Source organism: Streptomyces sp. NPDC101151 (assembly GCF_044768335.1).
Taxonomy (GTDB): Bacteria; Actinomycetota; Actinomycetes; order Streptomycetales; family Streptomycetaceae; genus Streptomyces.
This window is the reverse complement of sequence record NZ_JBIWPP010000006.1, coordinates 400,320-422,249: the sequence shown is the minus strand read 5'-3', so window position 1 is coordinate 422,249 and position 21,930 is coordinate 400,320. Positions and strand designations below refer to the sequence as shown.

General features: G+C 71.0%; 23 protein-coding genes. 10 read left to right on the top strand and 13 right to left on the bottom strand.

Translation table 11 applies throughout. From position 1 onward, the window contains the following. Window positions 1–354: 354 nt before the first annotated feature. The gene (locus ACIRU3_RS15190) at window positions 355–1,005 is read right to left on the bottom strand and encodes a DNA-3-methyladenine glycosylase (RefSeq protein WP_404056221.1); all 651 of its coding nucleotides are present in this window, start codon (window positions 1,003–1,005) and stop codon (window positions 355–357) included. 138 nt (window positions 1,006–1,143) lie between these two features. Here ACIRU3_RS15190 and ACIRU3_RS15185 point away from each other — a divergent pair, with 138 nt between their 5' ends. The 3 genes from ACIRU3_RS15185 (at window position 1,144) to ACIRU3_RS15175 (ending at window position 3,179) form a co-directional block, all read left to right on the top strand. Further along, window positions 1,144–1,926: a sporulation protein gene (locus tag ACIRU3_RS15185; protein ID WP_404056219.1), complete on the top strand. Its 783-nt coding sequence runs from the start codon at window positions 1,144–1,146 to the stop codon at window positions 1,924–1,926. Window positions 1,927–1,966: 40 nt separating this feature from the next. Further along, on the top strand, window positions 1,967–2,506 hold the full coding sequence (locus ACIRU3_RS15180) for a YbhB/YbcL family Raf kinase inhibitor-like protein (RefSeq protein ID WP_404056217.1): 540 nt from the start codon (window positions 1,967–1,969) through the stop codon (window positions 2,504–2,506). A 166-nt stretch (window positions 2,507–2,672) separates the two neighbouring features. Further along, window positions 2,673–3,179, top strand: coding sequence for an HNH endonuclease (locus ACIRU3_RS15175; protein ID WP_404056215.1), 507 nt, complete (start codon window positions 2,673–2,675; stop codon window positions 3,177–3,179). 60 nt (window positions 3,180–3,239) lie between these two features. On the opposite strand, the gene ACIRU3_RS15170 is transcribed toward ACIRU3_RS15175, so the two are convergent. The 3 genes from ACIRU3_RS15170 to ACIRU3_RS15160 all read right to left on the bottom strand — a co-directional run bounded on the left by ACIRU3_RS15170 (window position 3,240) and on the right by ACIRU3_RS15160 (window position 5,578). Continuing rightward, window positions 3,240–4,184 (bottom strand): SPFH domain-containing protein, encoded by a 945-nt coding sequence (locus tag ACIRU3_RS15170; RefSeq protein WP_404056213.1) that lies wholly within the window; start codon window positions 4,182–4,184, stop codon window positions 3,240–3,242. A gap of 111 nt (window positions 4,185–4,295) precedes the next feature. Then, window positions 4,296–4,727, bottom strand: coding sequence for an NfeD family protein (locus ACIRU3_RS15165; RefSeq protein WP_404056212.1), 432 nt, complete (start codon window positions 4,725–4,727; stop codon window positions 4,296–4,298). Window positions 4,728–4,786: 59 nt separating this feature from the next. Further along, window positions 4,787–5,578, bottom strand: a complete 792-nt coding sequence (locus tag ACIRU3_RS15160) for an ABC transporter ATP-binding protein (RefSeq protein ID WP_404056210.1) — start codon at window positions 5,576–5,578, stop codon at window positions 4,787–4,789. 149 nt (window positions 5,579–5,727) lie between these two features. Here ACIRU3_RS15160 and ACIRU3_RS15155 point away from each other — a divergent pair, with 149 nt between their 5' ends. Beyond that, a complete protein-coding gene (locus ACIRU3_RS15155; protein WP_404056208.1) occupies window positions 5,728–6,516 on the top strand; it encodes a hypothetical protein in 789 nt (262 codons plus the stop codon). A 119-nt stretch (window positions 6,517–6,635) separates the two neighbouring features. Here the strand turns inward: ACIRU3_RS15155 and chpE are convergent, their stop codons facing one another. The 3 genes from chpE to ACIRU3_RS15140 form a co-directional block, all read right to left on the bottom strand. Further along, on the bottom strand, window positions 6,636–6,881 hold the full coding sequence (gene chpE / locus ACIRU3_RS15150; RefSeq protein ID WP_404056207.1) for a chaplin ChpE: 246 nt from the start codon (window positions 6,879–6,881) through the stop codon (window positions 6,636–6,638). A 171-nt stretch (window positions 6,882–7,052) separates the two neighbouring features. Further along, window positions 7,053–7,694 (bottom strand): response regulator, encoded by a 642-nt coding sequence (locus ACIRU3_RS15145; RefSeq protein WP_404056205.1) that lies wholly within the window; start codon window positions 7,692–7,694, stop codon window positions 7,053–7,055. After that, window positions 7,687–8,832, bottom strand: coding sequence for a GAF domain-containing sensor histidine kinase (locus ACIRU3_RS15140; protein ID WP_404056203.1), 1,146 nt, complete (start codon window positions 8,830–8,832; stop codon window positions 7,687–7,689). The genes ACIRU3_RS15145 and ACIRU3_RS15140 overlap by 8 nt, the downstream gene beginning before the upstream one ends. 227 nt (window positions 8,833–9,059) lie before the next feature. Here ACIRU3_RS15140 and ACIRU3_RS15135 point away from each other — a divergent pair, with 227 nt between their 5' ends. The 3 genes from ACIRU3_RS15135 (at window position 9,060) to ACIRU3_RS15125 (ending at window position 11,941) form a co-directional block, all read left to right on the top strand. Further along, window positions 9,060–9,755: an SDR family NAD(P)-dependent oxidoreductase gene (locus ACIRU3_RS15135; RefSeq protein ID WP_404056201.1), complete on the top strand. Its 696-nt coding sequence runs from the start codon at window positions 9,060–9,062 to the stop codon at window positions 9,753–9,755. After that, window positions 9,752–10,846, top strand: a complete 1,095-nt coding sequence (locus tag ACIRU3_RS15130; RefSeq protein ID WP_404056199.1) for an S-adenosylmethionine:tRNA ribosyltransferase-isomerase — start codon at window positions 9,752–9,754, stop codon at window positions 10,844–10,846. Before ACIRU3_RS15135 ends, ACIRU3_RS15130 begins: the two co-directional genes overlap by 4 nt. A 342-nt stretch (window positions 10,847–11,188) precedes the next feature. After that, complete coding sequence (locus ACIRU3_RS15125; protein WP_404056197.1) at window positions 11,189–11,941, top strand: transglycosylase SLT domain-containing protein; 753 nt, start codon at window positions 11,189–11,191, stop codon at window positions 11,939–11,941. 80 nt (window positions 11,942–12,021) lie between these two features. Here ACIRU3_RS15125 and ACIRU3_RS15120 read toward each other — a convergent pair whose 3' ends face one another. Beyond that, a complete protein-coding gene (locus tag ACIRU3_RS15120; RefSeq protein ID WP_404056195.1) occupies window positions 12,022–14,562 on the bottom strand; it encodes an FHA domain-containing protein in 2,541 nt (846 codons plus the stop codon). 240 nt (window positions 14,563–14,802) lie between these two features. Here ACIRU3_RS15120 and ACIRU3_RS15115 point away from each other — a divergent pair, with 240 nt between their 5' ends. Both ACIRU3_RS15115 and serB read left to right on the top strand, forming a co-directional pair. Further along, complete coding sequence (locus ACIRU3_RS15115) at window positions 14,803–16,563, top strand: streptophobe family protein (protein ID WP_404056193.1); 1,761 nt, start codon at window positions 14,803–14,805, stop codon at window positions 16,561–16,563. A 412-nt stretch (window positions 16,564–16,975) separates the two neighbouring features. Further along, the gene (gene serB / locus ACIRU3_RS15110; protein WP_404056191.1) at window positions 16,976–18,184 is read left to right on the top strand and encodes a phosphoserine phosphatase SerB; all 1,209 of its coding nucleotides are present in this window, start codon (window positions 16,976–16,978) and stop codon (window positions 18,182–18,184) included. Window positions 18,185–18,265: 81 nt separating this feature from the next. Here the strand turns inward: serB and ACIRU3_RS15105 are convergent, their stop codons facing one another. The 4 genes from ACIRU3_RS15105 to ACIRU3_RS15090 form a co-directional block, all read right to left on the bottom strand. Then, window positions 18,266–18,784, bottom strand: coding sequence for a SixA phosphatase family protein (locus ACIRU3_RS15105; RefSeq protein WP_404056189.1), 519 nt, complete (start codon window positions 18,782–18,784; stop codon window positions 18,266–18,268). 77 nt (window positions 18,785–18,861) lie between these two features. Then, on the bottom strand, window positions 18,862–19,068 hold the full coding sequence (locus ACIRU3_RS15100; protein WP_404056187.1) for a hypothetical protein: 207 nt from the start codon (window positions 19,066–19,068) through the stop codon (window positions 18,862–18,864). A gap of 201 nt (window positions 19,069–19,269) precedes the next feature. Then, entirely contained in the window at window positions 19,270–19,386 is a 117-nt protein-coding gene (locus tag ACIRU3_RS15095; protein WP_404056185.1) for an SGM_5486 family transporter-associated protein, read from the bottom strand. A 51-nt stretch (window positions 19,387–19,437) separates the two neighbouring features. After that, a complete protein-coding gene (locus tag ACIRU3_RS15090) occupies window positions 19,438–20,766 on the bottom strand; it encodes a CynX/NimT family MFS transporter (protein ID WP_404056183.1) in 1,329 nt (442 codons plus the stop codon). A gap of 82 nt (window positions 20,767–20,848) precedes the next feature. Here ACIRU3_RS15090 and ACIRU3_RS15085 point away from each other — a divergent pair, with 82 nt between their 5' ends. After that, window positions 20,849–21,541: a FadR/GntR family transcriptional regulator gene (locus ACIRU3_RS15085; RefSeq protein WP_404056181.1), complete on the top strand. Its 693-nt coding sequence runs from the start codon at window positions 20,849–20,851 to the stop codon at window positions 21,539–21,541. On the opposite strand, the gene ACIRU3_RS15080 is transcribed toward ACIRU3_RS15085, so the two are convergent. Further along, the gene (locus tag ACIRU3_RS15080) at window positions 21,519–21,869 is read right to left on the bottom strand and encodes a hypothetical protein (protein ID WP_404056179.1); all 351 of its coding nucleotides are present in this window, start codon (window positions 21,867–21,869) and stop codon (window positions 21,519–21,521) included. The two genes, ACIRU3_RS15085 and ACIRU3_RS15080, sit on opposite strands and share 23 nt — an antisense overlap. Window positions 21,870–21,930: the final 61 nt, after the last annotated feature.

Genomic DNA, 21,930 nt, shown 5'->3' with positions numbered 1-21,930 from the left:
TATCAGATCTTTTCTCGATCCGATTTCCTCGGTGCTTTCCAGGTTCCCGCTCTCGCGTTTCCCTTTCCGGCGGTTCCGACTCTATCAGATCCTTTTGGCATCCGATTCCCTGTCGGCGGGATTGTCTTGGCTTTTAGACTTTCGCCCGTCGGCCTTTCGACATTCTCTACGTTAGCCGATTCCCTCGGCAACTCATAATCGAGTCTCGCGGGTTCGAATTCGGGCACGCGGGCGCGCCGAAATCGACCCCGGTGAGGGGTTGTAGCTAGGTAGTGGGTTGGCCGCTCCGGCTGCTGGCGATCGCCGTACCCGGTTCAGCGGCTCGGGCTACATTACGCACCTCGCAAGGGCGCGTCAACTTGAGCGGCGCCTCGGCGCATGGGCCCGATAGGGGCTCACCGTCGGGTCGTTGGCCACCCAGAAGCGCCAGGGATGGGCGCCGCCGTTGCCGCCCTCGCCGGCGACTCCGGTCCGCGGACCGCTGCGTACCTGGTCGGGGGCCACGGGATTGCCGGTCAGCATCCTCAGTGGTGTCTCGCCCGAGGCGCACGCGTCCGTGCCACTGAGGGCCCGGTCGACCCCCAGGGCGGTGGCCAGGCGGGCCGGACCCTTGGCCAGTTCCTTGTCATTCCGGGCCGAAAGTCGACGTTTGCGGGCCGGCTCGGCGCCCTCCACGACCTCGCCGGCCCTGAGCAGTACGGCACTCGCCCGGCCCTCGGGGCCACAGACCAGATTCATGCAGTGCCACATGCCGTAGGTGAAGTAGACGTACACATGTCCGGGCGGGCCGAACATCACTTCGTTGCGGGCGGTGCGGCCACGGTAGGCGTGTGAGCCGGGGTCGTTCGGGCCGTCGTACGCCTCGACCTCTGTGAGGCGCACGGCGATCGGGCCGTCGGGGGTCGTGCGGACCAGGATGCGGCCGAGGAGGTCGGGGGCGACGTCGAGGACAGGGCGGTCGAAGAACTCTCGGGGCAGTGGCGTACGGTCCGGAGGCGCGATCATGCCGTCCGAGGGTAGTCCAGAGGGTTCGGGGCCAAGGGGTGGTCAAGGATCGTTCCCCTTGCCAGGGTGTGGCTTCGGAACCAGTCGTGACCGGATCGCGTTTGTACGGGTCGAGGGTCCATTCGTAAAGGGAGAGTCATGGCGTTCAAGAAGCTGCTCGCGAGCCTCGGGGCCGGCGGGGCCTCGGTCGAGACGGTGCTGACCGAGGTCAATGTCGTACCGGGCGGCGTGGTCCAGGGCGAGGTGCGGATCCAGGGCGGGTCCGTGAACCAGGAGATCGAGGGCCTCTCGGTGGGCCTGCAGGCCAAGGTCGAGGTGGAGAGCGGCGACGAGGAGTACAAGCAGAACATCGAGTTCACCAAGGTGCGGCTCGGCGGCGCCTTCGAGCTGCAGTCCGGTGCCGTGCACGCGGTGCCGTTCGGGCTCGAGATCCCCTGGGAGACGCCGGTCACCATGATCGACGGGCAGTCGCTGCGCGGGATGAACATCGGTGTGACCACCGAGCTGGCGATCGCCCGTGCGGTGGACTCCGGCGACCTGGACCCGATCAACGTGCACCCGCTGCCGGCGCAGAAGGCGATCCTGGACGCCTTCATCCAGCTGGGCTTCCGCTTCAAGAACGCGGACATGGAGCGCGGTCACATCCGGGGTACGCGGCAGAGGCTGCCGTTCTACCAGGAGATCGAGTTCTACCCGCCGTCGCAGTACCGCGGGCTGAACCAGGTCGAGCTGAGCTTCGTGGCCGACGAGCACGCCATGGACGTCGTCCTGGAGATGGACAAGAAGCCGGGTCTCTTCAGCGAGGGCTCGGACACCTTCCGCTCCTTCCAGGTGGGTCTGAACGACTTCCACGGGACCGACTGGGCGGCTTACCTCAACCAGTGGCTGTCCGAGGTCGGCAGCAAGCGCAACTGGTTCTAGGCTCTGACCTACTGAACGAGAACGATCAGGAGGTACCGAGGTGACCGAGCTCAAGCGGCGGCCGCTCCCCCACGACTTCCATCCGCCCGTGCCGTCGTTCACGGTGACGAGCGAGGACGTCGAGGAGGGCGCGCCTCTGGGGAGTGCCCAGGTCCACGCGGAGGGGAACCTCTCGCCGCAGCTGCGGTGGGAGGGCTTCCCGGCGAAGACCAAGAGCTTCGCCGTTACCTGCTACGACCCCGACGCGCCGACCGGCAGCGGGTTCTGGCACTGGGTCCTGTTCGACATCCCCGCCTCCGTGACGGAGCTGCCGGTGGGTGCGGGCGGCGGCAAGTTCGAGGGCCTGCCCGAGGGTGCGGTGCATGCGCGCAACGACTACGGGTCGAAGGACTTCGGCGGTGCCGCTCCCCCGCCCGGGGACGGCCCGCACCGGTACGTCTTCACGGTGTACGCGGTGGACCAGGACAAGCTCGGCCCGGACTCGGACGCCTCGCCGGCCGTCGTGGGCTTCAATCTGCGGTTCCACGCGCTCGCGCGTGCCCAGCTCATCGGTGAGTACGAGAACCCCGCCCAGGGCTGACGCACGGCACTGATTCAGCCGAGCGTTCATGGAACGTTTGCCCGCCTCCGGTCTTGGAAGTGATCGGAGGCGGGCATTTTTTATTGCGTTGTCCATCTCGGCGCGCCCGTCCAGAGTTGATCCAAGCCCGCCGGGGGTGGGCAGGTGCGCAAGGGAGGTGGGCTGGATGCACAACACGCTGGTGCTGAACGCGAGCTTCGAGCCGCTGTCGACGGTGACTCTGAACCGGGCCGTGGTTCTGGTGCTGCAGGACAAGGCCGTCGTCGAGCAGGCCCATCCAGAACTGCGGATGCGCGGTGCCGATGTGGACATACCTGCGCCCCGGGTGATCAGGCTGTGCAGGTATGTACGGGTGCCGTTCCGAAGACAAGCCCCGTGGTCGAGGCGGGGGGTGCTGGTCCGGGACCGGCACCGCTGCGCGTACTGCGGGCGCAGGGCGACGACCGTGGACCATGTGCTGCCGCGGTCGCAGGGTGGGCAGGACACGTGGCTGAATACCGTCGCCGCGTGTGCGGAGGACAACCACCGGAAGGCCAACCGGACTCCGGAGGAGGCGGGGATGGCCATGCTCCGGGAGCCGTTCGAGCCGACGCCGGCGGACGCGATGCTGCTGGCGCTGGGCCGGGACGACCTCGACGGCCTGCCGGAGTGGCTGACACAGCCTGCGGCGTAGCACGCGTGCGGCGTGGGGCCCGCCTTCTGCGGAAGGCGGGCCCCACGTCGCATACGGCGGTCAGTCGATCGACGGCTTCTCCCGGCGGTCCGTGCCGTTGTTCTGGGGCGGGACGGAGTTGCCGCCGCCCAGGGAACCGAAGTTGCCCATCGCTCCGGACAGGCCCTTGAGGGCGTCGCCGATTTCGCTGGGGACGATCCACAGCTTGTTGGCGTCGCCCTCGGCGATCTTCGGGAGCATCTGGAGGTACTGGTAGGAGAGGAGTTTCTGGTCCGGGTCGCCGGCGTGGATGGCCTCGAAGACCGTACGGACGGCCTGGGCCTCGCCCTCGGCGCGCAGGGCGGCCGCCTTGGCCTCACCCTCGGCGCGCAGGATCTGGGACTGCTTCTCGCCTTCGGCGGTGAGGATGGCCGCCTGGCGCGTACCTTCCGCGGTGAGGATCGCCGCGCGCTTGTCACGGTCGGCGCGCATCTGCTTCTCCATCGAGTCCTGGATGGAGGTGGGCGGCTCGATGGCCTTCAGCTCGACGCGGTTGACGCGGATGCCCCACTTGCCGGTGGCCTCGTCGAGGACACCGCGCAGGGCCGCGTTGATCTCCTCGCGGGAGGTCAGGGTGCGTTCCAGGTCCATGCCGCCGATGATGTTGCGCAGCGTGGTGACGGTGAGCTGCTCGATCGCCTGGATGTAGCTCGCGACCTCGTAGGTGGCGGCGCGGGCGTCGGTCACCTGGTAGTAGATGACCGTGTCGATGTTCACGACCAGGTTGTCCTGGGTGATCACCGGCTGGGGCGGGAACGGTACGACCTGTTCGCGCAGGTCGATGCGGTTGCGGATGGTGTCTATGAACGGGACCACGATGTTCAGCCCCGCGTTGAGTGTCCGTGTGTAACGGCCGAAGCGCTCGACGATGGCCGCGCTGGCCTGTGGGATGACCTGGATGGTCTTGATCAGGGCGATGAAGACCAACACCACCAGAATGATCAGGACGATGATGACCGGTTCCATCCTGTTCCCCGTACCCCTCTCCGCCTCGGCATCTTCGACAGATCTTATGGCCGTTGAAGATCTTGCTGGTCGAGTCTGACAGACCGTCGCCCAACTCGTGGGCCGGATGGCTCAGATGACGATCGCGGTGGCCCCTTCGATGTCCACGACATCCACCTCCTGGCCCACTTCGTAGGCCCGGCCGGTGTCGAGGGAGCGGGCCGACCAGACTTCTCCGGCGAGCTTGATCCGGCCGCCGGCGCTGTCTACGCGCTCCAGGACGACCGCCTGTTTGCCCTTCAAGGCGTCGATGCCGGTGGCGAGTTGGGGCCGCTGTCTGCCGTGCCGGGCCGCGATGGGGCGGACGACGGCGATGAGGGCGACCGAGACGACCACGAACGCGAGGACCTGGGCCACCGCGTCGAAGCCGAGGCCGGCGACGACCGCTGCCACGACGGCTCCCACCGCGAGCATGCCCAACTCCGGCATCGCGGTGACCACGAGCGCGATTCCGAGCGCCGCCGCGCCGACGAGCCACCACACCCATGCGTCGATGTCGTTCACAGGGTCATGGTAGGACCGCGGTCGGGCGGCGGACAGGGCGCGACGGGGGCGGAACGGGGTCAGGACAGGGGAAGGCCCTGGGCGGTCCAGCGCTCGCCGACCTGCTCGACGACGAGCGGGAGGCCGAAGCAGAGGGAGAGGTTGCGGGAGGTGAGTTCCAGCTCGATCGGACCCGCGGCGAGGACCTTGCCCTGACGGATCATGAGGACGTGGGTGAAGCCGGGGGCGATCTCCTCGACATGGTGGGTGACCATGATCATGGAGGGGGCGATGGGGTCACGGGCGAGCCGGCCGAGGCGGCGGACCAGGTCCTCCCGGCCGCCGAGGTCGAGGCCGGCGGCGGGCTCGTCGAGCAGGAGCATCTCGGGGTCGGTCATCAGGGCGCGGGCGATCAGGGTGCGCTTGCGCTCGCCCTCGGAGAGGGTGCCGAAGCGGCGGTCGAGGTAGTCGCTCATGCCGAGGCGGTCGAGGAAGGCGCGGGCGCGCTGCTCGTCGACCTCGTCGTACTCCTCCTGCCAGCCCGCGGTCATGCCGTAGGCGGCGGTGAGGACGGTCTGGAGCACGGTCTGGCGCTTGGGGAGCTTCTCTGCCATGGCGATACCGGCCACGCCGATGCGCGGGCGCAGCTCGAAGACGTCGACCTTGCCGAGGGTGTCGCCGAGGATGGTGGCGGTGCCCTGGCTGGGGAAGAGGTAGCTGGATGCGACGTTCAGAAGGGTGGTCTTGCCGGCGCCGTTGGGGCCGAGGATGACCCAGCGCTCACCCTCCTTCACCGACCAGGAGACCTGGTCCACCAGAGCCCTGCCCTCGCGGACCACGGATACGTCCTGAAGCTCCAGAACATCGCTCATGAGCGCGTTGTCTCCCCTTGCAGTGTGCCGGTCTCGGCTGTCGCGTACGCCTGTGGCTCGGTCCGCCGCGCCGGTGGGCGCAGCCCATATGAAATCTACGCCACGAGTGCGCCGCCCCATTCCATCGGTCCGGTCCTTAGGGTGGGGGCATGCTCTTGGAACCGCGTTCAGGACGCCTTGCCGCTTGGGGAAATGCCCTTTTGGCCGGACTTGTCTCTCCAGATGACGCCGTACTCGCCGTTGTGGGCGAGGACACGGTGCACCGGGTGGAGGGGCTGCCGGGTGAGCCGGAGCGGGTCGGGCTCACGCTCGCGCTCGGGCGGCTGCGGGCGCTCGGGGTGAGCGGCCTGCGGGTCGCGCTCCCCGCGCCCGGTCATCCGCTGGGGCTGAGCGGGCCGCCCGAGTTCAATGCGCGGGCGCTGGAGGCCGAGGAGGCCGTGGTCTGCTTCGGTGCCGCGCTGGGGCTGGTTCCGGAGATGTACGCGGCCGGGCCCGAGGGTGATGTGCATGTCGAGGTGGTCTGGCATGTGCTGCCGGTGCGGGAGTCGCCGCCCGCCGATGTGCCGTCTCTGGGCGAGGCCGAGCGTGAGCTGGCGGAGGCCCTGCGGGACGCGACCGAGGTGCTGTCGCGGCTGGACGTCGCCGGGTCGGGTCCGGTGGCGGAGGCGGCGATCGACGCGTACCGGGCGCGGGCCGAGCGGGGGCGGGAGGTGCTGGCGCCGGGGTATCCGCCGCGTGCGGTGCGGGTCTTGGAGCTGGCACAGCGGGTGGGGCTGCTGGTGTCCATGGCCTACGACAACGGGCACGGGGGTGCGGTCAGCTCCGCCGAGATGGCGGCGCGGTCCGAGGCGCTGCGGCCGGTGGAGCGGACGGCCCGGCGGGCGCAGGTGGCGGCGTACAACTCCGTCGTGGAGGAGCGGGAGCGGGGGGTTCGCTGACCGTGAGGGAGTTGGTTGAGCGGGGGGCCGGCTGCGAGCCCCCGTTCACGTCGCTCGGATGACAACCTGACAGGCCCCCCGGTGCGCCCGGGAGGCCTGAGGTCGTCTGCGGCGGTGGCTCAGTGGTTGAGGCCGAGGTTGCCGAAGGCCGGGTTCAGCACACCGATGACGCTCACGCTGTTGCCGACCGCGTTCACCGGGATGTGCACCGGGGCCTGGATGACATTGCCCGAGACGACACCCGGAGAGCCCTTGGCCTCACCGCCGGCCCAGGCCCCGCCCGTGGCGGAGGCCATCCCCGCACCGGCGGCCACCAGACCACCGGCCACCATCGTCACGGCCGCTGCCTTCTTCAGGTTCTTCACTGTCTAAGCCCTCCTTGGCGTTTGCCGCGGCGGTTCGCCGCAGCACGCCCTGAAGAACGGCGGAGATCGCCGGAGGATGCGCCGTCCGGGTGACATTCCCACGACGGTATGAATCTCAGCCCGGAACGGAACCATCCGCGTTGCCGCCGGTGAGGCGTTGGGGAGGGCGTTTCAGCCGGTCACGCCATGGCGTACGGCCCACAGGGCCGCCTGCGTGCGGTCCGCGAGGTCCAGTTTCATGAGGATGTTGGAGACGTGCGTCTTGACGGTCTTCTCGGACAGCACGAGGGCGCGGGCGATCTCCCGGTTGGAGCGCCCGTCGGCTATCAGCCCGAGCACCTCCCGCTCCCGTTCGGTGAGCGAACCGCCCCTTCCCTGACCCGAGTTGGCCTCCTCCTGGGAGAGCAGGGCGCCGGCGATCTCGGGCTGGAGCAGGATGTGGCCGGCGTGCACGGAGCGGATGGCGCCGGCGAGCGCGTCGGGGTCCACGTCCTTGTAGACGTACCCGGCGGCGCCCGCGCGCAGGGCCGGGACGACTGTGCGCTGCTCGGTGAAGCTGGTGACGATCAGCACGCGCGCGGGGTTGTCCAGTTCGCGGAGCCTGCGCAGGGCGTCGATGCCGTCCATGCCCGGCATCTTGACGTCCATGAGGACGACGTCGGGCCGCAGCTCCTCGGCGCGGGCGACTCCTTCGGTGCCGTCCGCGGCCTCGCCGACGACCTCGATGTCCTCCTGCACCTCCAGGAAGGTGCGGAGGCCCCGGCGGACGACCTGGTGGTCGTCGACGAGCAGCACCTTGATTGCGTCAGCCACCGGGAACCTCCATCTCGATCGTGGTGCCCTTGCCGGGCGCCGATTCCACGCTCAGCGTGCCGCCGACGCCGCTCGACCGGTCCCGCATCGAGACCAGGCCCAGGTGGCGTCCGGCGCGGCGGACGGTCCTGGGGTCGAAGCCGCTGCCGTCGTCGGTGACGCGCAGCACGGCTCCGCTGCCGCGCCGGTCGACGGTCACGTCGACATGCTCGGCGCCGGAGTGGCGCAGCGCGTTGTGCAGGGCTTCCTGGGCGACCCTCAGCAAGGCCTCCTCCTGGGCCGCGGGCAGGGCGCGGAATCCATTGCCGGTGAAGGTCACGCGCGCGCTGTGGGCGCGGTCGAGGACCTGTATCTGGGTGCGCAGGGTGGCGATCAGGCCGTCCTCGTCCAGGGCTGCGGGGCGCAACTCCACGACGGCGGCGCGCAGTTCGTCGGCCGCTTCCGCGGCGAGCGCGGCGACCTGGTGCAGTTCGCCCTTGGCGCGGGCGGGGTCGCGGTCGATCAGCGCGGCGGCGGCCTGGGCGGTCAGGCGCAGGGAGAAGAGTTTCTGGCTGACCGCGTCGTGCAGTTCATGGGCGAGTCGGGAGCGCTCCTCCGCGATGGTCAACTCGCGGCTGCGTTCGTAGAGGCGGGCGTTGGTGAGGGCGATCGCGGCGTGCTGGGCGAGGATGGCGAGCAGTTCCTCGTCCTCCTCGGTGAAGCCGCAGCTGCCCTCCGGTTTCGGACAGTTCTTGTTGGCGAGGAACAGGGCGCCGATGACCTCGTCGTCGTCGCGGATGGGCAGGCCGAGGAAGTCGACCAGGTCGGGGTGGGCGGACGGCCAGCCCTCGAAGCGCGGGTCCTTGCGCACGTCGGCGAGGCGCTCGGGCCGGGCCTCGTGCAGCATCGCGGCGAGGATGCCGTGCTGGCGGGGCAGCGGGCCGATGGCCTTCCACCGGGCGTCGCTGACGCCGTCGACGACGAACTGGGCGAAGCCGCCGTGGTCGTCGGGGACGCCGAGGGCGGCGTACTGCGCGTCGAGCAGCTCGCGGGCGGAGGCGACGATCGTCTTGAGGACGTCGCGCACCTCCAGGTGCCTGCTCATGGCCAGCAGCGCGGAGCTCACCGCGGCGAGGCCGGACCGGGGGCCTTGACTCATGTCCTCACGGTACCGGCGCGATGTGACAGTGCGGATCGGACCTGTGACGGCCGGGTCCGGGCCGATGGGCCTAGGTCCGGTGGTGTAGGTCCCTGGCCCCCTACCTGCGGCGTACGTCGAAGGACCCCGCCGTGTTGCGGCCCGCGTCCGAGGCGGCGCGGGGGGTGCCGTTCCTACGTTGGGGTCACCGCCCCGACGAGGGCGGCAAGCGACGAGGGGACGTTGTCATGCCGGTAGCGATCATCACGGGGGCCTCCAAGGGGCTGGGGCGGGCGCTGGCCGAGGCGCTGGCCGCGCGGGGCTGGGATCTGGTGCTCGACGCCCGGGGCGCGGAGCCCTTGAAGGAGGCCGCCGAGGCGGTCGCCGGGCACGGCGTGCGGGTGGAGGCGCTGCCCGGGGATGTCACGGAGGCCCGGCACCGGGCCGGGCTGGTGGCCGCCGCGTGGCAGCTGGGCGGTGTCGACCTGGTCGTGAGCAATGCGAGCGCGCTGGGTGCCGAGCCGCTGGTGCGGCTGGCGGAGCTGCCCCTGGAGGGGCTGCGGCGGGCACTGGAGGTGAACGTGGTGGCGGCGCTGGGCCTGGTCCAGGAGGCGCTGCCGCTACTGCGGGAGTCGGCCGCGGGCGCGGTGATCGCGGTCAGCTCGGACGCGGCGGCGGAGGCGTACGAGACATGGGGCGGCTACGGCGCCTCGAAGGCGGCCCTGGACCAGCTCGCCGCGGTGCTCGGCACGGAGGAGCCGGGACTGCGGGTGTGGGCCGTGGACCCCGGGGACATGGCGACGGACCTGTACGCGGCGGCCGTACCGGACGACGACGATCCGCGTCCTGCGCCCGGCAGTGTCGTACCGGCGTTCCTGCGGCTGCTGGACGAGCGGCCGGCGAGCGGGCGGTATACGGCGCCGTCACTGGTGGAGGGGCGATGACCACCTCCGTGAGGGTGCCGGAGGAGCTGTCGGCGCGGGTGCCGGCCGAGCAGCGCGGTCCCGGCCTCGACCGCGATGCCGTGCGGCTGCTGGTGTCGCGCGGCACCGAGGTGTCGCACCACGTCTTCGCCGAGCTGCCGCGGCTGCTGCGGGCGGGGGACTTGCTGGTGGTGAACACCTCGCCCACGTTCGCCGCCGCGGTGGACGGGCGGATCGGGCACGCGCGCGTGGTGGTGCACTTCTCCACGCGCGGGGACGACGGGCGGTGGGCGGTCGAGCTGCGGGAACCCGACGGGCGGGGTACTACGCGCGCGCGTCGGGCATACGGTGCGCGAAGGGGTCCGCGGAAGGGCGATGGCGGGAGAGGGGCGGGAGGGCCCGCGGGGACAGAGGTGTCGCTGCCGGGCGGGGCGCGGCTGGTCCTGGAGGAGCCGCTGAGCGGGGGCGGTGAGCGGCTGTGGTGGGCGCGGGTGTCCGGGGCGGAGGTGCTTTCGGTGCTGCGGGAGCACGGGCGGCCCATTCGCTACTCCTATACGCAGCGCGACCAGCCGCTGTCCGTCTACCAGACGGTGTTCGCGCTGCCCTCGCCGGACGGAGCGGGCAGCGCGGAGATGCCGAGTGCGGCGCGGCCCTTCACCGCACGGCTGGTTGCGGAGCTGGTGAGCCGTGGCGTGCAGTTCGCGCCGATCACGCTGCACACGGGGGTGGCGTCGGCGGAGGCGCACGAGCCGCCGTATCCGGAGCGGTTCGCGGTGCCCGCTGCGTCGGCGCGGCTGATCAACGCCGCCAGGGCGGGTGACGGGCGGGTGATCGCGGTCGGGACGACGGGCGTGCGGGCGGTGGAGTCGGCGTCCGGGCCGGACGGGGTGGTGCGGGCGGCCGACGGCTGGACCGATCTGGTGGTCACGCCCGAGCGCGGGGTGCGCGTGGTCGACGGGCTGCTGACGGGGCTGCACGAGCCCGAGGCCTCGCATCTGCTGATGCTGGAGGCGGTCGCGGGGCGGGCCGCGGTCGACCGCGCGTACGAGGAGGCGCTGCGCGGGCTCTACCTGTGGCACGAGTTCGGGGACGTCCACCTCATCCTCCCGTAGGAGGCCCCTCACACAGTGCGTTGCGACGGCAACTCCGGGTGAAACTGTTTCGCCCCCGATGTGAGCCCGCACATAGGGCGCACATCACGTACGAATGGACATAGGAGATATAGCGTCCCCGCATGAACGGGACAGACGGCCTAGTCTGTCCCGTTTTGCCCATCCCCGATCCACTACCGGGGATCGTACGTCACACCTTTGCCTCGGCATTTTGCGCCCGCTAAGAATGGCTCTCGTCGCTCAGCGCCCCGGGTTCCACACCCCGGCGTTCGTGTGGGAGGAGCCGATTCCCCCGGCGGACGCAGGAGCGACCTCCGCGCTACCTGAAGAGGTCAATCAGCCATGCCGAAGAACATCCTCAACCGTCGCCATAGTCGTACGCTGGCCAAGCAGCACAAGATCGCGATCGCCGGTGTCGGCGCCCTCGGTGCCGCCGCCCTGGCCTTCTCGGCCGTCCCCAGCAGCGCCCAGACCGTCACCACCGGTGCCCCGGCCACGACGGCCCAGCAGGTGCAGTACGCGACCCAGCCGGTCAAGGACGTCAAGGCCACGCTGACCGACCAGCTGGCCACCGAAAAGGTCAAGCTCGACGCCTTCGCCGCCAAGAAGAAGGCCGCGGCCGACGCCGCCGCCAAGGTGCAGGCCGAGGCCGCGGCGAAGAAGAAGGCCGCCGCCGAAGCCGTCAAGAAGGCCGCCCAGGAGCGCGCCGCCAAGGCGGCCGCGAGCCGTTCCGCGCAGCGCCCCCAGGTACAGCTGGTCGCCGCGAAGAGCTACTCCAACAACCTCGACGGCTGGATCCGCGAGGCCCTGGACATCATGAAGTCCAAGGGCATCCCGGGCAGCTACCACGGCCTGCACAAGAACATCATGCGGGAGTCCTCCGGCAACCCGCAGGCCATCAACGACTGGGACATCAACGCCATCAACGGCATCCCGTCCAAGGGCCTGCTGCAGGTGATCCCGCCGACCTTCAGCGCCTACCACGTGGCCGGCACGTCGTGGAACATCTACGACCCGGTAGCCAACATCACCGCCGCCGCCAACTACGCGGCCGACAAGTACGGCACGATCGACAACGTCAACAGCGCGTACTGAGGCCGGCGCGGACCTCTCACGTAACGCGGAAGGGCGGCACCCCCTGGGGGGTGCCGCCCTTGGCGTTCGTACGGATGCGGTTACTTCCGCATGACCTCCGGCTCGTGCCGGCGCAGGAACCGGGCGACGAAGAAGCCGCAGATCACACCGAGGACGATCAGCGCGACCATGTCCACACCCCAGGCCGAGGCCTGGTGGTCCCACAGCGGGTCCGTGCTGCCCGGGTCGTCCGTGTTCGGCGCGATGTTGTTGAAGTCCAGCGTGGCGCCCGCGGCGGCCACCGCCCAGCGCGACGGCATCAGGTACGAGAACTCGTTGACCCCGAGGGTGCCGTGCAGGGTGAAGAGGCAGCCGGTGAAGACGACCTGGATGATCGCGAACATCACCAGCAGCGGCATGGTCTTCTCTGCGGTCTTCACCAGCGAGGAGATCACCAGGCCGAACATCATCGAGGTGAAGCCGAGCGCCATGATCGGCAGGCACAGCTCGAAGAGCGTCGAGTTGCCGAGGACGAGCCCCTCGTCGGGGATCTCCCGGCTGGAGAACCCGATCAGGCCGACCATCAGGCCCTGGAGCACGGTGACGGCACCGAGGACGACCACCTTCGACATCAGGTAGGCCGACCGGGACAGGCCGGTCGCACGCTCCCGCTCGTAGATGACCCGTTCCTTGATCAGCTCACGCACGGAGTTCGCCGCACCGGCGAAGCACGCGCCGACCGCGAGGATCAGCAGCACCGTGGTGGCCGTACCGTTCGGGATGTGCTGGCCCGTGCGCGGGTTGACCGCCTCGTTGACCAGCAGGCCCTTGTCGCTGTCGATCAGCAGGCTGACCGCGCCGAGCACCGCCGGCAGGATCACCGTCAGGGCCAGGAAGCCCTTGTCGGAGACGATGACCGCCACGTACCGCCGGATCAGGGTCATCAGCTGTGAGCCCCAGCCCTGCGGCTTGGGCGGCCTGATGGCCTGCGGCGGAGGCATGTGTACGGACTGCGCGGCGACGGCGTCGATGTCCGCGGCGTACATCTGGTAGTGCTGCGAGCCCTTCCAGCGGCCCGCCCAGTCGTAGTCGCGGTAGTTCTCGAAGGCGGAGAAGACGTCGGCCCAGGTGTCGTAGCCGAAGAAGTTCAGCGCCTCCTCCGGCGGGCCGAAGTAGGCCACGGAGCCGCCCGGCGCCATCACCAGCAGCTTGTCGCAGATCGCCAGCTCGGCCACCGAGTGGGTGACGACGAGGACCGTACGGCCGTCGTCGGCGAGGCCCCGCAGCAGCTGCATGACGTCGCGGTCCATGCCCGGGTCGAGGCCCGAGGTCGGCTCGTCCAGGAAGATCAGCGACGGCTTGGTGAGCAGCTCCAGGGCCACCGAGACACGCTTGCGCTGGCCGCCGGACAGGGAGGTGACCTTCTTGTCCTTGTGGATGTCCAGCTTGAGCTCGCGCAGCACCTCGTCGATGCGGGCGTCGCGCTCCTGCGCGGTGGTGTCGGCCGGGAAGCGCAGCTTGGCCGCGTACTTCAGGGCCTTCTTGACGGTCAGCTCCTTGTGCAGGATGTCGTCCTGCGGGACCAGACCGATGCGCTGGCGCAGCTCGGCGAACTGCTTGTACAGGTTCCGGTTGTCGTACAGCACCTCGCCCTGGTTGGCGGGCCGGTAGCCGGTGAGCGCCTTCAGCAGAGTCGACTTGCCGGAGCCGGACGGGCCGATGACCGCGATCAGGGACTTCTCCGGGACACCGAAGGAGACGTCCTTCAGGATCTGCTTGCCGCCGTCGACCGTGACGGTCAGGTGGCGGGCGGAGAAGGAGACCTCACCGGTGTCGACGAACTCCTCGAGGCGGTCGCCGACGATGCGGAAGGTGGAGTGGCCGACGCCGACGATGTCGTTCGGACCGAGCAGCGCCGAGCCGCCCTTGGCGATCGGCTGGCCGTTGACGTAGGTGCCGTTGTGCGAGCCCAGGTCGCGGATCTCGAAGCGGCCGTCGGGCGTCGAGTGGAACTCGGCGTGGTTGCGGGAGACCTGCAGGTCGGAGACGACCAGCTCGTTCTCCAGGGCACGGCCGATGCGCATCACGCGGCCGACGGCGAACTGGTGGAAGGTGGTCGGGCTGCGGTCGCCGTAGACCGGCGGCGCCCCCGCGCCACCACCGGGCGTTTTCTGCGCGTAGCCCTCGGCCGGACCGCTCTGCTGCGGGAAGGGCGCGGGCTGCTGCGGCTGCTGCCAGTCGGCCTGCGGGGCGGACTGCTGCGGCACCTGCTGCGCCCAGCCGGCCCCCGCGCCCTGGGCGGCATACGGTGCCGCCTGCGGCTGCTGCTGGGGCTGGGCGGCCGGGGCCGCGGCGCCGGAGAGGTTCAGGCGCGGTCCGTCGGTCGCGTTGCCGAGGTGCACCGCCGATCCGGGGCCGATCTCCATCTGGTGGATCCGCTGGCCCTGCACGAAGGTGCCGTTGGTGCTGCCGTGGTCCTCGATGACCCAACTGCGGCCGTTGAAGGTGACCGTGGCGTGACGCCAGGAGACCCTGGCGTCGTCGAAGATGATGTCACCCTGCGGATCGCGTCCGAGGGTGTAGGGCCTGGACGGGTCAAGCGTCCAGGTCCGTCCGTTTGATTCCAGTACGAGTTCCGGCACTCCAGCCCCACTGAGTTGTCCCCCGAGTTACCCCCATCAGAGGGAGTCTAGGGATGTCGAACATCGTGGGGAACTATTTCAGGCTCGGCCCCATGACCGAAAGTCGGGCCTTGTGAAGGGCGCCCGCACGCGCTTCAACTCGCCCCGTTGACGGGGTTGAAACCGGGCCGGAGAGTGGTAATCCCCCGCGAGGGGGACAAGCGCGGCTGCGGTGCCGCGCCGCGGATCGGGGGGTCTGCCATGAACTCTGCCACGGGCGTCGAGACCGGACGGCGCGGCACATCGCTGCCGTGGGTGGACATCCTGCTGTCCGCGATCGCCGCCGTCAGCTGGGCGTTGATAGGGATGGCGGGCACGGCCGCGCTCGGTCTGCATCTGCTGCAGGCGGACTCGGCGGGCTCCCTGGGGCCCATGACGGCGGCTGTCGTGGCGCTCGGGGCGGGTGGTTCGGTCTCCCCGTCAGGAGATGTATCCGCTTTTGGACTGAAAGGCGCCGAGGCTCACACGGCCGTCGAGATCACGCCACTGGGGGTGAGCCTGGTCGGCGCCCTGCTGCTGTCGTGGTTCTTCCTACGGTCCCTGCGCACGGCCGGAGTTGTGATCGCGCCGTCCGAACTCCTCGCGCGCGCGGGGGCGGTGGTCGCCCTGTTCGTGGCGACGCTGGGCGGGCTGGCCTGGGCCGGGCACGACGTCATCACGATCGACGGCGGCTCGCTCGGCCTGGACGATCTGTCCGGCGGAGGCGGCAAGGGGGGCGGTCTGAGCATCCCGGGCCTGGGGGACGTCGGCGGGCTGCTGCCGGACCGGATCGGCGATCTGATCCATGCGAAGGCCGCCGTCGGTTTCACCGTGGACACCGCGCCGACCCTCCTCGGCGGCCTCGGCTGGTCCGCCGGGATCCTGCTGATCGCGCTGCTCGCCTCCCGACGCACTCCCCTGCCGCCCGGCTGGGACGCCGTGCACCGGGTGGTGCGGCCGGCCGTCTCGGCGCTCGTCACCGTGCTGCTGATGGCCGTGGCCGCCGGGCTCGCGGCGGCCGTGTACGCGGCGATCGGCGACGACCATCCGCGCCGGATCGCGGGCGCGGCCCTGCTGGGGGCCCCGAACGGGGTGTGGCTCGGCATCCCGATCGGCCTGTTCGTGCCCTGGGCCGGCAAGGCCACCGGCGCGCTGGGCACCGTGCTGCCGGACCCGCTCGACCGGCTGCTCGCCGCGGATTCCGGCCGGCCCGTCACGGTGGGGCGGCTGGCCGAGCTGGACGGGCGGGTGTGGCTGCTGGCGGTGGCGGCGGCGCTGATGATGCTGCTGGCCGGGGTGCTCACGGCGGTCCGCACACCGGTGTCCGTCCCGGGTGGTGCGGCGGGGTTCGCGGGCCGCTGCGCCCTGCGGCTCGGGATCGCGACCGCGCTCGCCCTGCCCTTCCTCTCCTGGCTGGCGGACGTCTCGGTGGACGCCTCGCTGTCCGTGCTGGGCTTCGACGCCTTCGGCGCGGGGCTCGAACTGCACGGGCACCTGGGCATGGCGCTGCTGCTGGGCGCCGTGTGGGGTGCCGGAGCCGGGGCGGTGGGAGCGCTGCTCGCCCGGACGACCGGGGCGGCGGGGTCGCGGGCGCTGTGGCCGGCCCGGGGTGAGACGCGGGGCGGGGCGGGAACAGGGGACGACGGGGGCGCCGACCGTGGGTACGGCGGTGCGGGCCCGGTGCGGTCCGGGCACGACGGCGGGGCCGGACCGTACGCGCCCAGCAGGCCTCACCGGCCGCCGAACCCGGGCACGAATCCCTATCTCAAGGTGCCCGAGGAACTGCGGGCGGTGCCCGAGGACGCGCGGCCGTCCCCGTCCAGGAACGACGTGTACGGCGCCCCCACCGTCGCCCGGCCCGTGGGCCCGCCTCCGCCCCGGCGACGTCCCAGCGCGGGTCCACGTGGTCGTGCGCCGGACACACCGGACGAGGGGCCGCCGCCTCCTCCGCCACCGCGTCCGCCCGGCGGGCCCAGGAAGTGAGCCTGCGGCGCCCCTGAGGAGGGCGGCACGGCCGTTTCGGTGACGTCGGTCGGGGTCGACGGGTGGCGGGTGGCGGCGCCACGGATGACCGGTGCCCGCGCCACGGAGAGCGGCCGGCGGTCGCGGGCCGGACGGATGGGCACCGGCGGGCCCGAGGGGGCGATCAGCGGCCTGGACGCCGCAGGCGAAGAGCGAGGTTTCGGGAACCTGACCGCTCCCCCGGGGCTGCCCGTCGCAGGCGCCGTCGTGGCACAGTCGTGGTAGCGCCGGAGGCGTACCGCGGGGGTCGAGCCGAGGAGGGCTGTCGCCGGGAGGCAAGATCCCCGACATCGGCCGGACACTCATTGTTCCGTGTCCGTCAGGCGGACCTCTCGGGCGGAAGGCACTGGGTGCCGGATACGGTGGTGACACCATGAGCGCTTCGCAGACCTCCGAGGTCCCTACTCTCCTCGTCAAGATTTTCGGCAAGGACAGGCCGGGCATCACGGCCGGCCTCTTCGACACCCTTGCCGCCTACCTCGTCGACGTGGTCGACATCGAGCAGGTCGTCACCCGGGGCCGCCTGGTGCTGTGCGTGCTGGTCACTCAGCCGCCGGCCGGCCTGGAGGGCGACCTGAGGGCCACCGTCCACAGCTGGGCCGAGTCGATGAAGATGCAGGCGGAGATCATCTCGGGGCACGGCGACAACCGTCCGCGAGGTCTCGGGCGCTCCCTGGTGACCGTCCTCGGTCACCCCCTCACCGCCGAGTCGACGGCCGCCGTCGCCGCCCGGATCGCCAAGGCCGGCGGCAACATCGACCGTATCTTCCGCCTCGCCAAGTACCCGGTGACCGCGGTGGAGTTCGCCGTGTCCGGCGTGGAGACCGAACCGTTGCGCACGGCTCTGGCGTCCGACGCGGCGGCACTGGGTGTCGACATCGCCGTCGTCTCGGCGGGTCTGCACCGGCGCGCCCAGCGGCTGGTGGTCATGGACGTGGACTCCACCCTCATCCAGGACGAGGTCATCGAGCTGTTCGCCGCCCATGCCGGCTGCGAGGACAAGGTCGCCGAGGTGACGGCGGCGGCGATGCGCGGGGAGCTGGACTTCGAGCAGTCGCTGCACGCGCGTGTGGCACTGCTGGAGGGGCTGGACGCCTCGGTGGTGGAAAAGGTGCGCAACGAGGTACGGCTGACGCCGGGCGCGCGCACGCTCATCCGCACGCTGAAGCGTCTGGGCTACCAAGTCGGGGTCGTCTCCGGTGGCTTCACCCAGGTCACGGACGATCTGAAGGAGCGGCTGGGGCTGGACTTCGCGCAGGCCAACACGCTGGAGGTCGTCGACGGGAAGCTGACCGGGCGGGTCACCGGCGAGATCGTGGACCGCGCGGGCAAGGCGCGGCTGCTGCGCCGGTTCGCCGCCGAGGCCGGGGTGCCGCTGTCGCAGACGGTGGCGATCGGCGACGGCGCCAATGACCTGGACATGCTGAACGCGGCCGGTCTCGGTGTCGCCTTCAACGCCAAGCCGGTGGTCCGCGAGGCCGCGCACACGGCGGTGAACTTCCCCTTCCTGGACACGGTCCTCTATCTGCTGGGAATCACCCGCGAAGAGGTCGAGGCGGCCGACACCCACGACGAGGGCTGAGCCGACCCGGAGCCGTCGCGCACCGGACGTGAGGAGGGCCCGGCACCACCGCGGTGCCGGGCCCTCCTCGCGCGTGTGCCGTCACTCGGAGGGTGCCCAGTAGTCCGCCAGGGTGGCCGCGCCCGGCTCCAGGGACTTCCAGATGCCGTCGAAGGTCAGCAGCGCGAAGCCCGCGGCGGGGAAGCCGCGGCGGCTCATCCGATCGCGCGCATCGCCCTCGGACCCGCCGGCCAGGATCTCGGCCAGACCGTGCAGGCCCGGGTTGTGTCCGATCAGGATCACGCTCTGCGCGTCGTCCGGGATCTCGTTGAGCACGGCGATCAGCTCGCCGGGCGAGGCCTCGTAGACCCGCTCCTCATAGATGGTTTTCGGCCGGTGCGCGAGTTCGTGGACGGCGAGCTTCCAGGTCTCGCGGGTCCGGACCGCGGTGGAACACAGGGCCAGATCGAAGGTGATACCGGTGTCGGCCAGCTTGCGCCCGGCGACTGCGGCGTCCATACGGCCCCGCTCGGCGAGCGGGCGCTCATGGTCGGACACCTGGGGCCAGTCGGCTTTCGCATGCCGGAAGAGGACGATCCTGCGGGGTTCTGCGACGCTCATGGGCCCAGCTTCGCACGAAACAGGCCACGTGGCGCAGGGAGTTGACATGCGGATTCACCGCGTGCGGAGGCTCCGCGTCAGCGCGCGAGGAGCTGCCGCACGCGCTCGAAGAACTGCGTGATCGCGGGGTCACCGCTCGCCGCGTGGGCGTCCGACGGGTTCAGTATCAGCGCGAGCAGCGCGATGAAGGCGAGCGCGGGCAGGGCCAGCCCCCACCAGGGCAGCCGGATGTCGACGCTGCCCGAGGTCGCCGGGTGGGGCGGGGTGTGCGTGCGGGCCGGCATGATCGCCTCCGTGGGTCCTCGAGTGGTGCTGGCCGCCTGCCGCGGTCATATCTCGAAGCTACGGAAACCGGGGCCACCAACCCATCCGGAGATCCACCCACTTGACCCTGACCCTGACCCCCTAGGGGATGGTGGGGCCAGCCCCACCATCCGGGCGCGGAGCGGGCCGGATCGAGCCGGGACGGATCGAGCCGGGACGGATCAGGGCGAGGCGATCGTCGCGATGACAGCGATGATCACGAAGATGGCGAAGAACGCGCCGAAGACCACCATCATCTTCTTCTGGCCGTTCTGCGGGTTCGGGTCGAGCACTGGCATGCGGCCAGTCTCGCACCCCGCGCGCGTGTGTCTGCCTCCGGGGTCGGAGCATCAGCGCGGCGCGGCCTCGTCCTCCACGATCCGGTCGCGGCCCGCCAGGCAGCCCACCGCCATCTGGGGCAGCATCAGGCCCGCCATGAGGGCGATCGGCACCCCCCAGCCGCCGCTGTGCTGGTAGAGCACGCCGACCAGCAGCGGGCCGGGGATGGAGATCAGATAGCCGGTGCTCTGGGCGAATGCGGACAGCTGGGCCACGCCCGGCCCGGTCCTGGCCCGCATGCCGACCATCGTCAGGGCCAGCGGGAAGGCACAGTTGGAGATGCCCAGCAGGACGGCCCAGGCCCAGGCGCCGGCGGCCGGCGCGAAGTACAGGCCGGCGTATCCGGCGAGGCCGCAGGCGCCCAGGACCAGCACGATCGGGCCCTGGTGGGGCAGCCGGGTGGCCAGCCGCGGGATGACGAAGGCCAGCGGCACGCCCATCACCATGGTGACGGCGAGGAGCACGCCCGCGGTGCCCGCCGCGACTCCGGCGTCGCGGAAGATCTGGGCCATCCAGCCCATCGTGATGTACGCGGCGGTGGCCTGGAGCCCGAAGAAGACGGCGAGCGCCCAGGCGGTGCGGCTGCGGGTGATGCGCAGCGGGGCCTGCTGCCGCTGCCCGGCCGGCCGCCGCGGCTGGTCCCCCGCCATGGGCACCGGCCCCCGGGCGGGGGCGGCGCCGCGCTCCCGCACCAGCGGCAGCCAGGGCAGTACGGCGACGGCCGCGAGCCCCGCCCAGACGGCGAGCCCGGGCTGCCAACCGCCGCCCAGCGCGTCGGTCATGGGCACGGTCACGGCGGCGGCGAGGGAGGTGCCGAGGGCGAGGGCCATGGAGTAGAGGCCGGTCATGGAGCCGACCCGGTCGGGGAACCAGCGCTTGACGATGACCGGCATCAGCACGTTGCTGACGGCTATGCCCATGAGGGCGAGTGCGCTGGCGGCCAGGAACCCGGCCGTGCCCCCGGCGAAGGGCCGTATCAGCAGGCCCGCGGTGATGGCGGCCATGCCGGCGCAGACCACCGCGGCCGGTCCGAAGCGGCGGGCCAGCCTGGGTGCGGTGACGCCGAAGACGGCGAAGCAGAGCGGGGGCACCGAGGTGAGCAGCCCGGCCACGCTGCCGCTCATGCCGAGTCCGTCGCGGACCTCCTCCAGGAGCGCTCCGAGGCTGGTGATGGCCGGGCGGAGGTTCACCGCGGACAGCACGATGCCGACGACGACCAGCCGGGTCGCCCACGCGCGCGTGCGGGGCGTCCGACGTGCGTCCGCTGCGGTGGTCGCACCTCGTCCGGGCACAGACGGCTCCGTACGGGTTTCCGCGGTCCGGGTTTCTTCGCTAGCCATGCCGCCCATCATAGAATCATGGGATGATTGGTTGTCCATTCCCGGGACGTCACCGTCCGGGCCTCTCGTGCGAAGGTGGGCCATGCCCCTGAGCCACCCGCGCCGTTCGGCGCTCTCCGAGCAGGTCATCGCCGAGCTGCGCAGCCAGATCGCCTCCGGCGAGTGGCCGGTCGGCTCGCGCATTCCGACCGAGCCGGAGCTGGTCGAGCAGCTCGGGGTCGCCCGCAACACCGTCCGCGAGGCCGTACGCGCGCTCGCGCACAACGGTCTGCTGGACATCCGCCAGGGCTCGGGCACCTACGTGGTGGCGACGAGCGAGCTGGCCGGCGTGATGCACCGCCGGTTCGCGGACGCCGACCCCCGGCACATCGCCGAGCTGCGCTCCACGCTGGAGTCGGCGGCGGCCAAGCTGGCCGCCGAGCGGCGCACCGAGAAGGACCTCAAGCAGCTGGACGCGCTTCTGCTGCGGCGCGAGGAGGCCTGGGAGACCGGCGAGGCCGAGGCGTTCGTGACCGCCGACGCGACCTTCCACCTGGCCGTGGTGGCCGCCTCCCACAACGACGTCATGACGGCGATGTACGCCGACCTGGGCGAGGTGCTCCGGGACTGGCTGCGCGCCGACGTCGGGGCCGAGCTGACGCCCGAGGCCCATATGGATCACGCCCGGCTGGTGGACGCGATCCGTGCGGGCGACACGGAAGCCGCCGCCACGGAGGCCGCGAGCTACCCGTTCCTGTGCCGCCCGGGCAGGTTCAGTGCCCCTTCTGGTGGCTGATCCACACCGAGCGGACGTCCTTCCAGCACCGGCCGGTCAGCCGTACCGTCATGGCGGGCCCCGTGTCCACCGGAGCGCTGTCGGTGTCGATGTCCCACCAGCGGGCGCATTCGATGTGCAGCCGCACCCGGTCGGTGTCGACGTAGGGGTTGTGGCAGTACGCAACCACGTGGGAGCCGCTGATGTCCGTACGGCACGCGGCGCCGAACAGCTTCGGTGCGGGCGGCTTGCCGTCGCCCGCGCGCGCGTGGGGCATCGCGTCGTACGGCAGGGAGAGCACGAGGGCTACGGCCACGGTCACCGAGGCCAGGCTGCGGGACAGGCGCACAAGGGGACCTCCTCGGCCGGGCTGCGGAGGGATGCGCGGGGTGGCCGCGTAATCCAGAGTG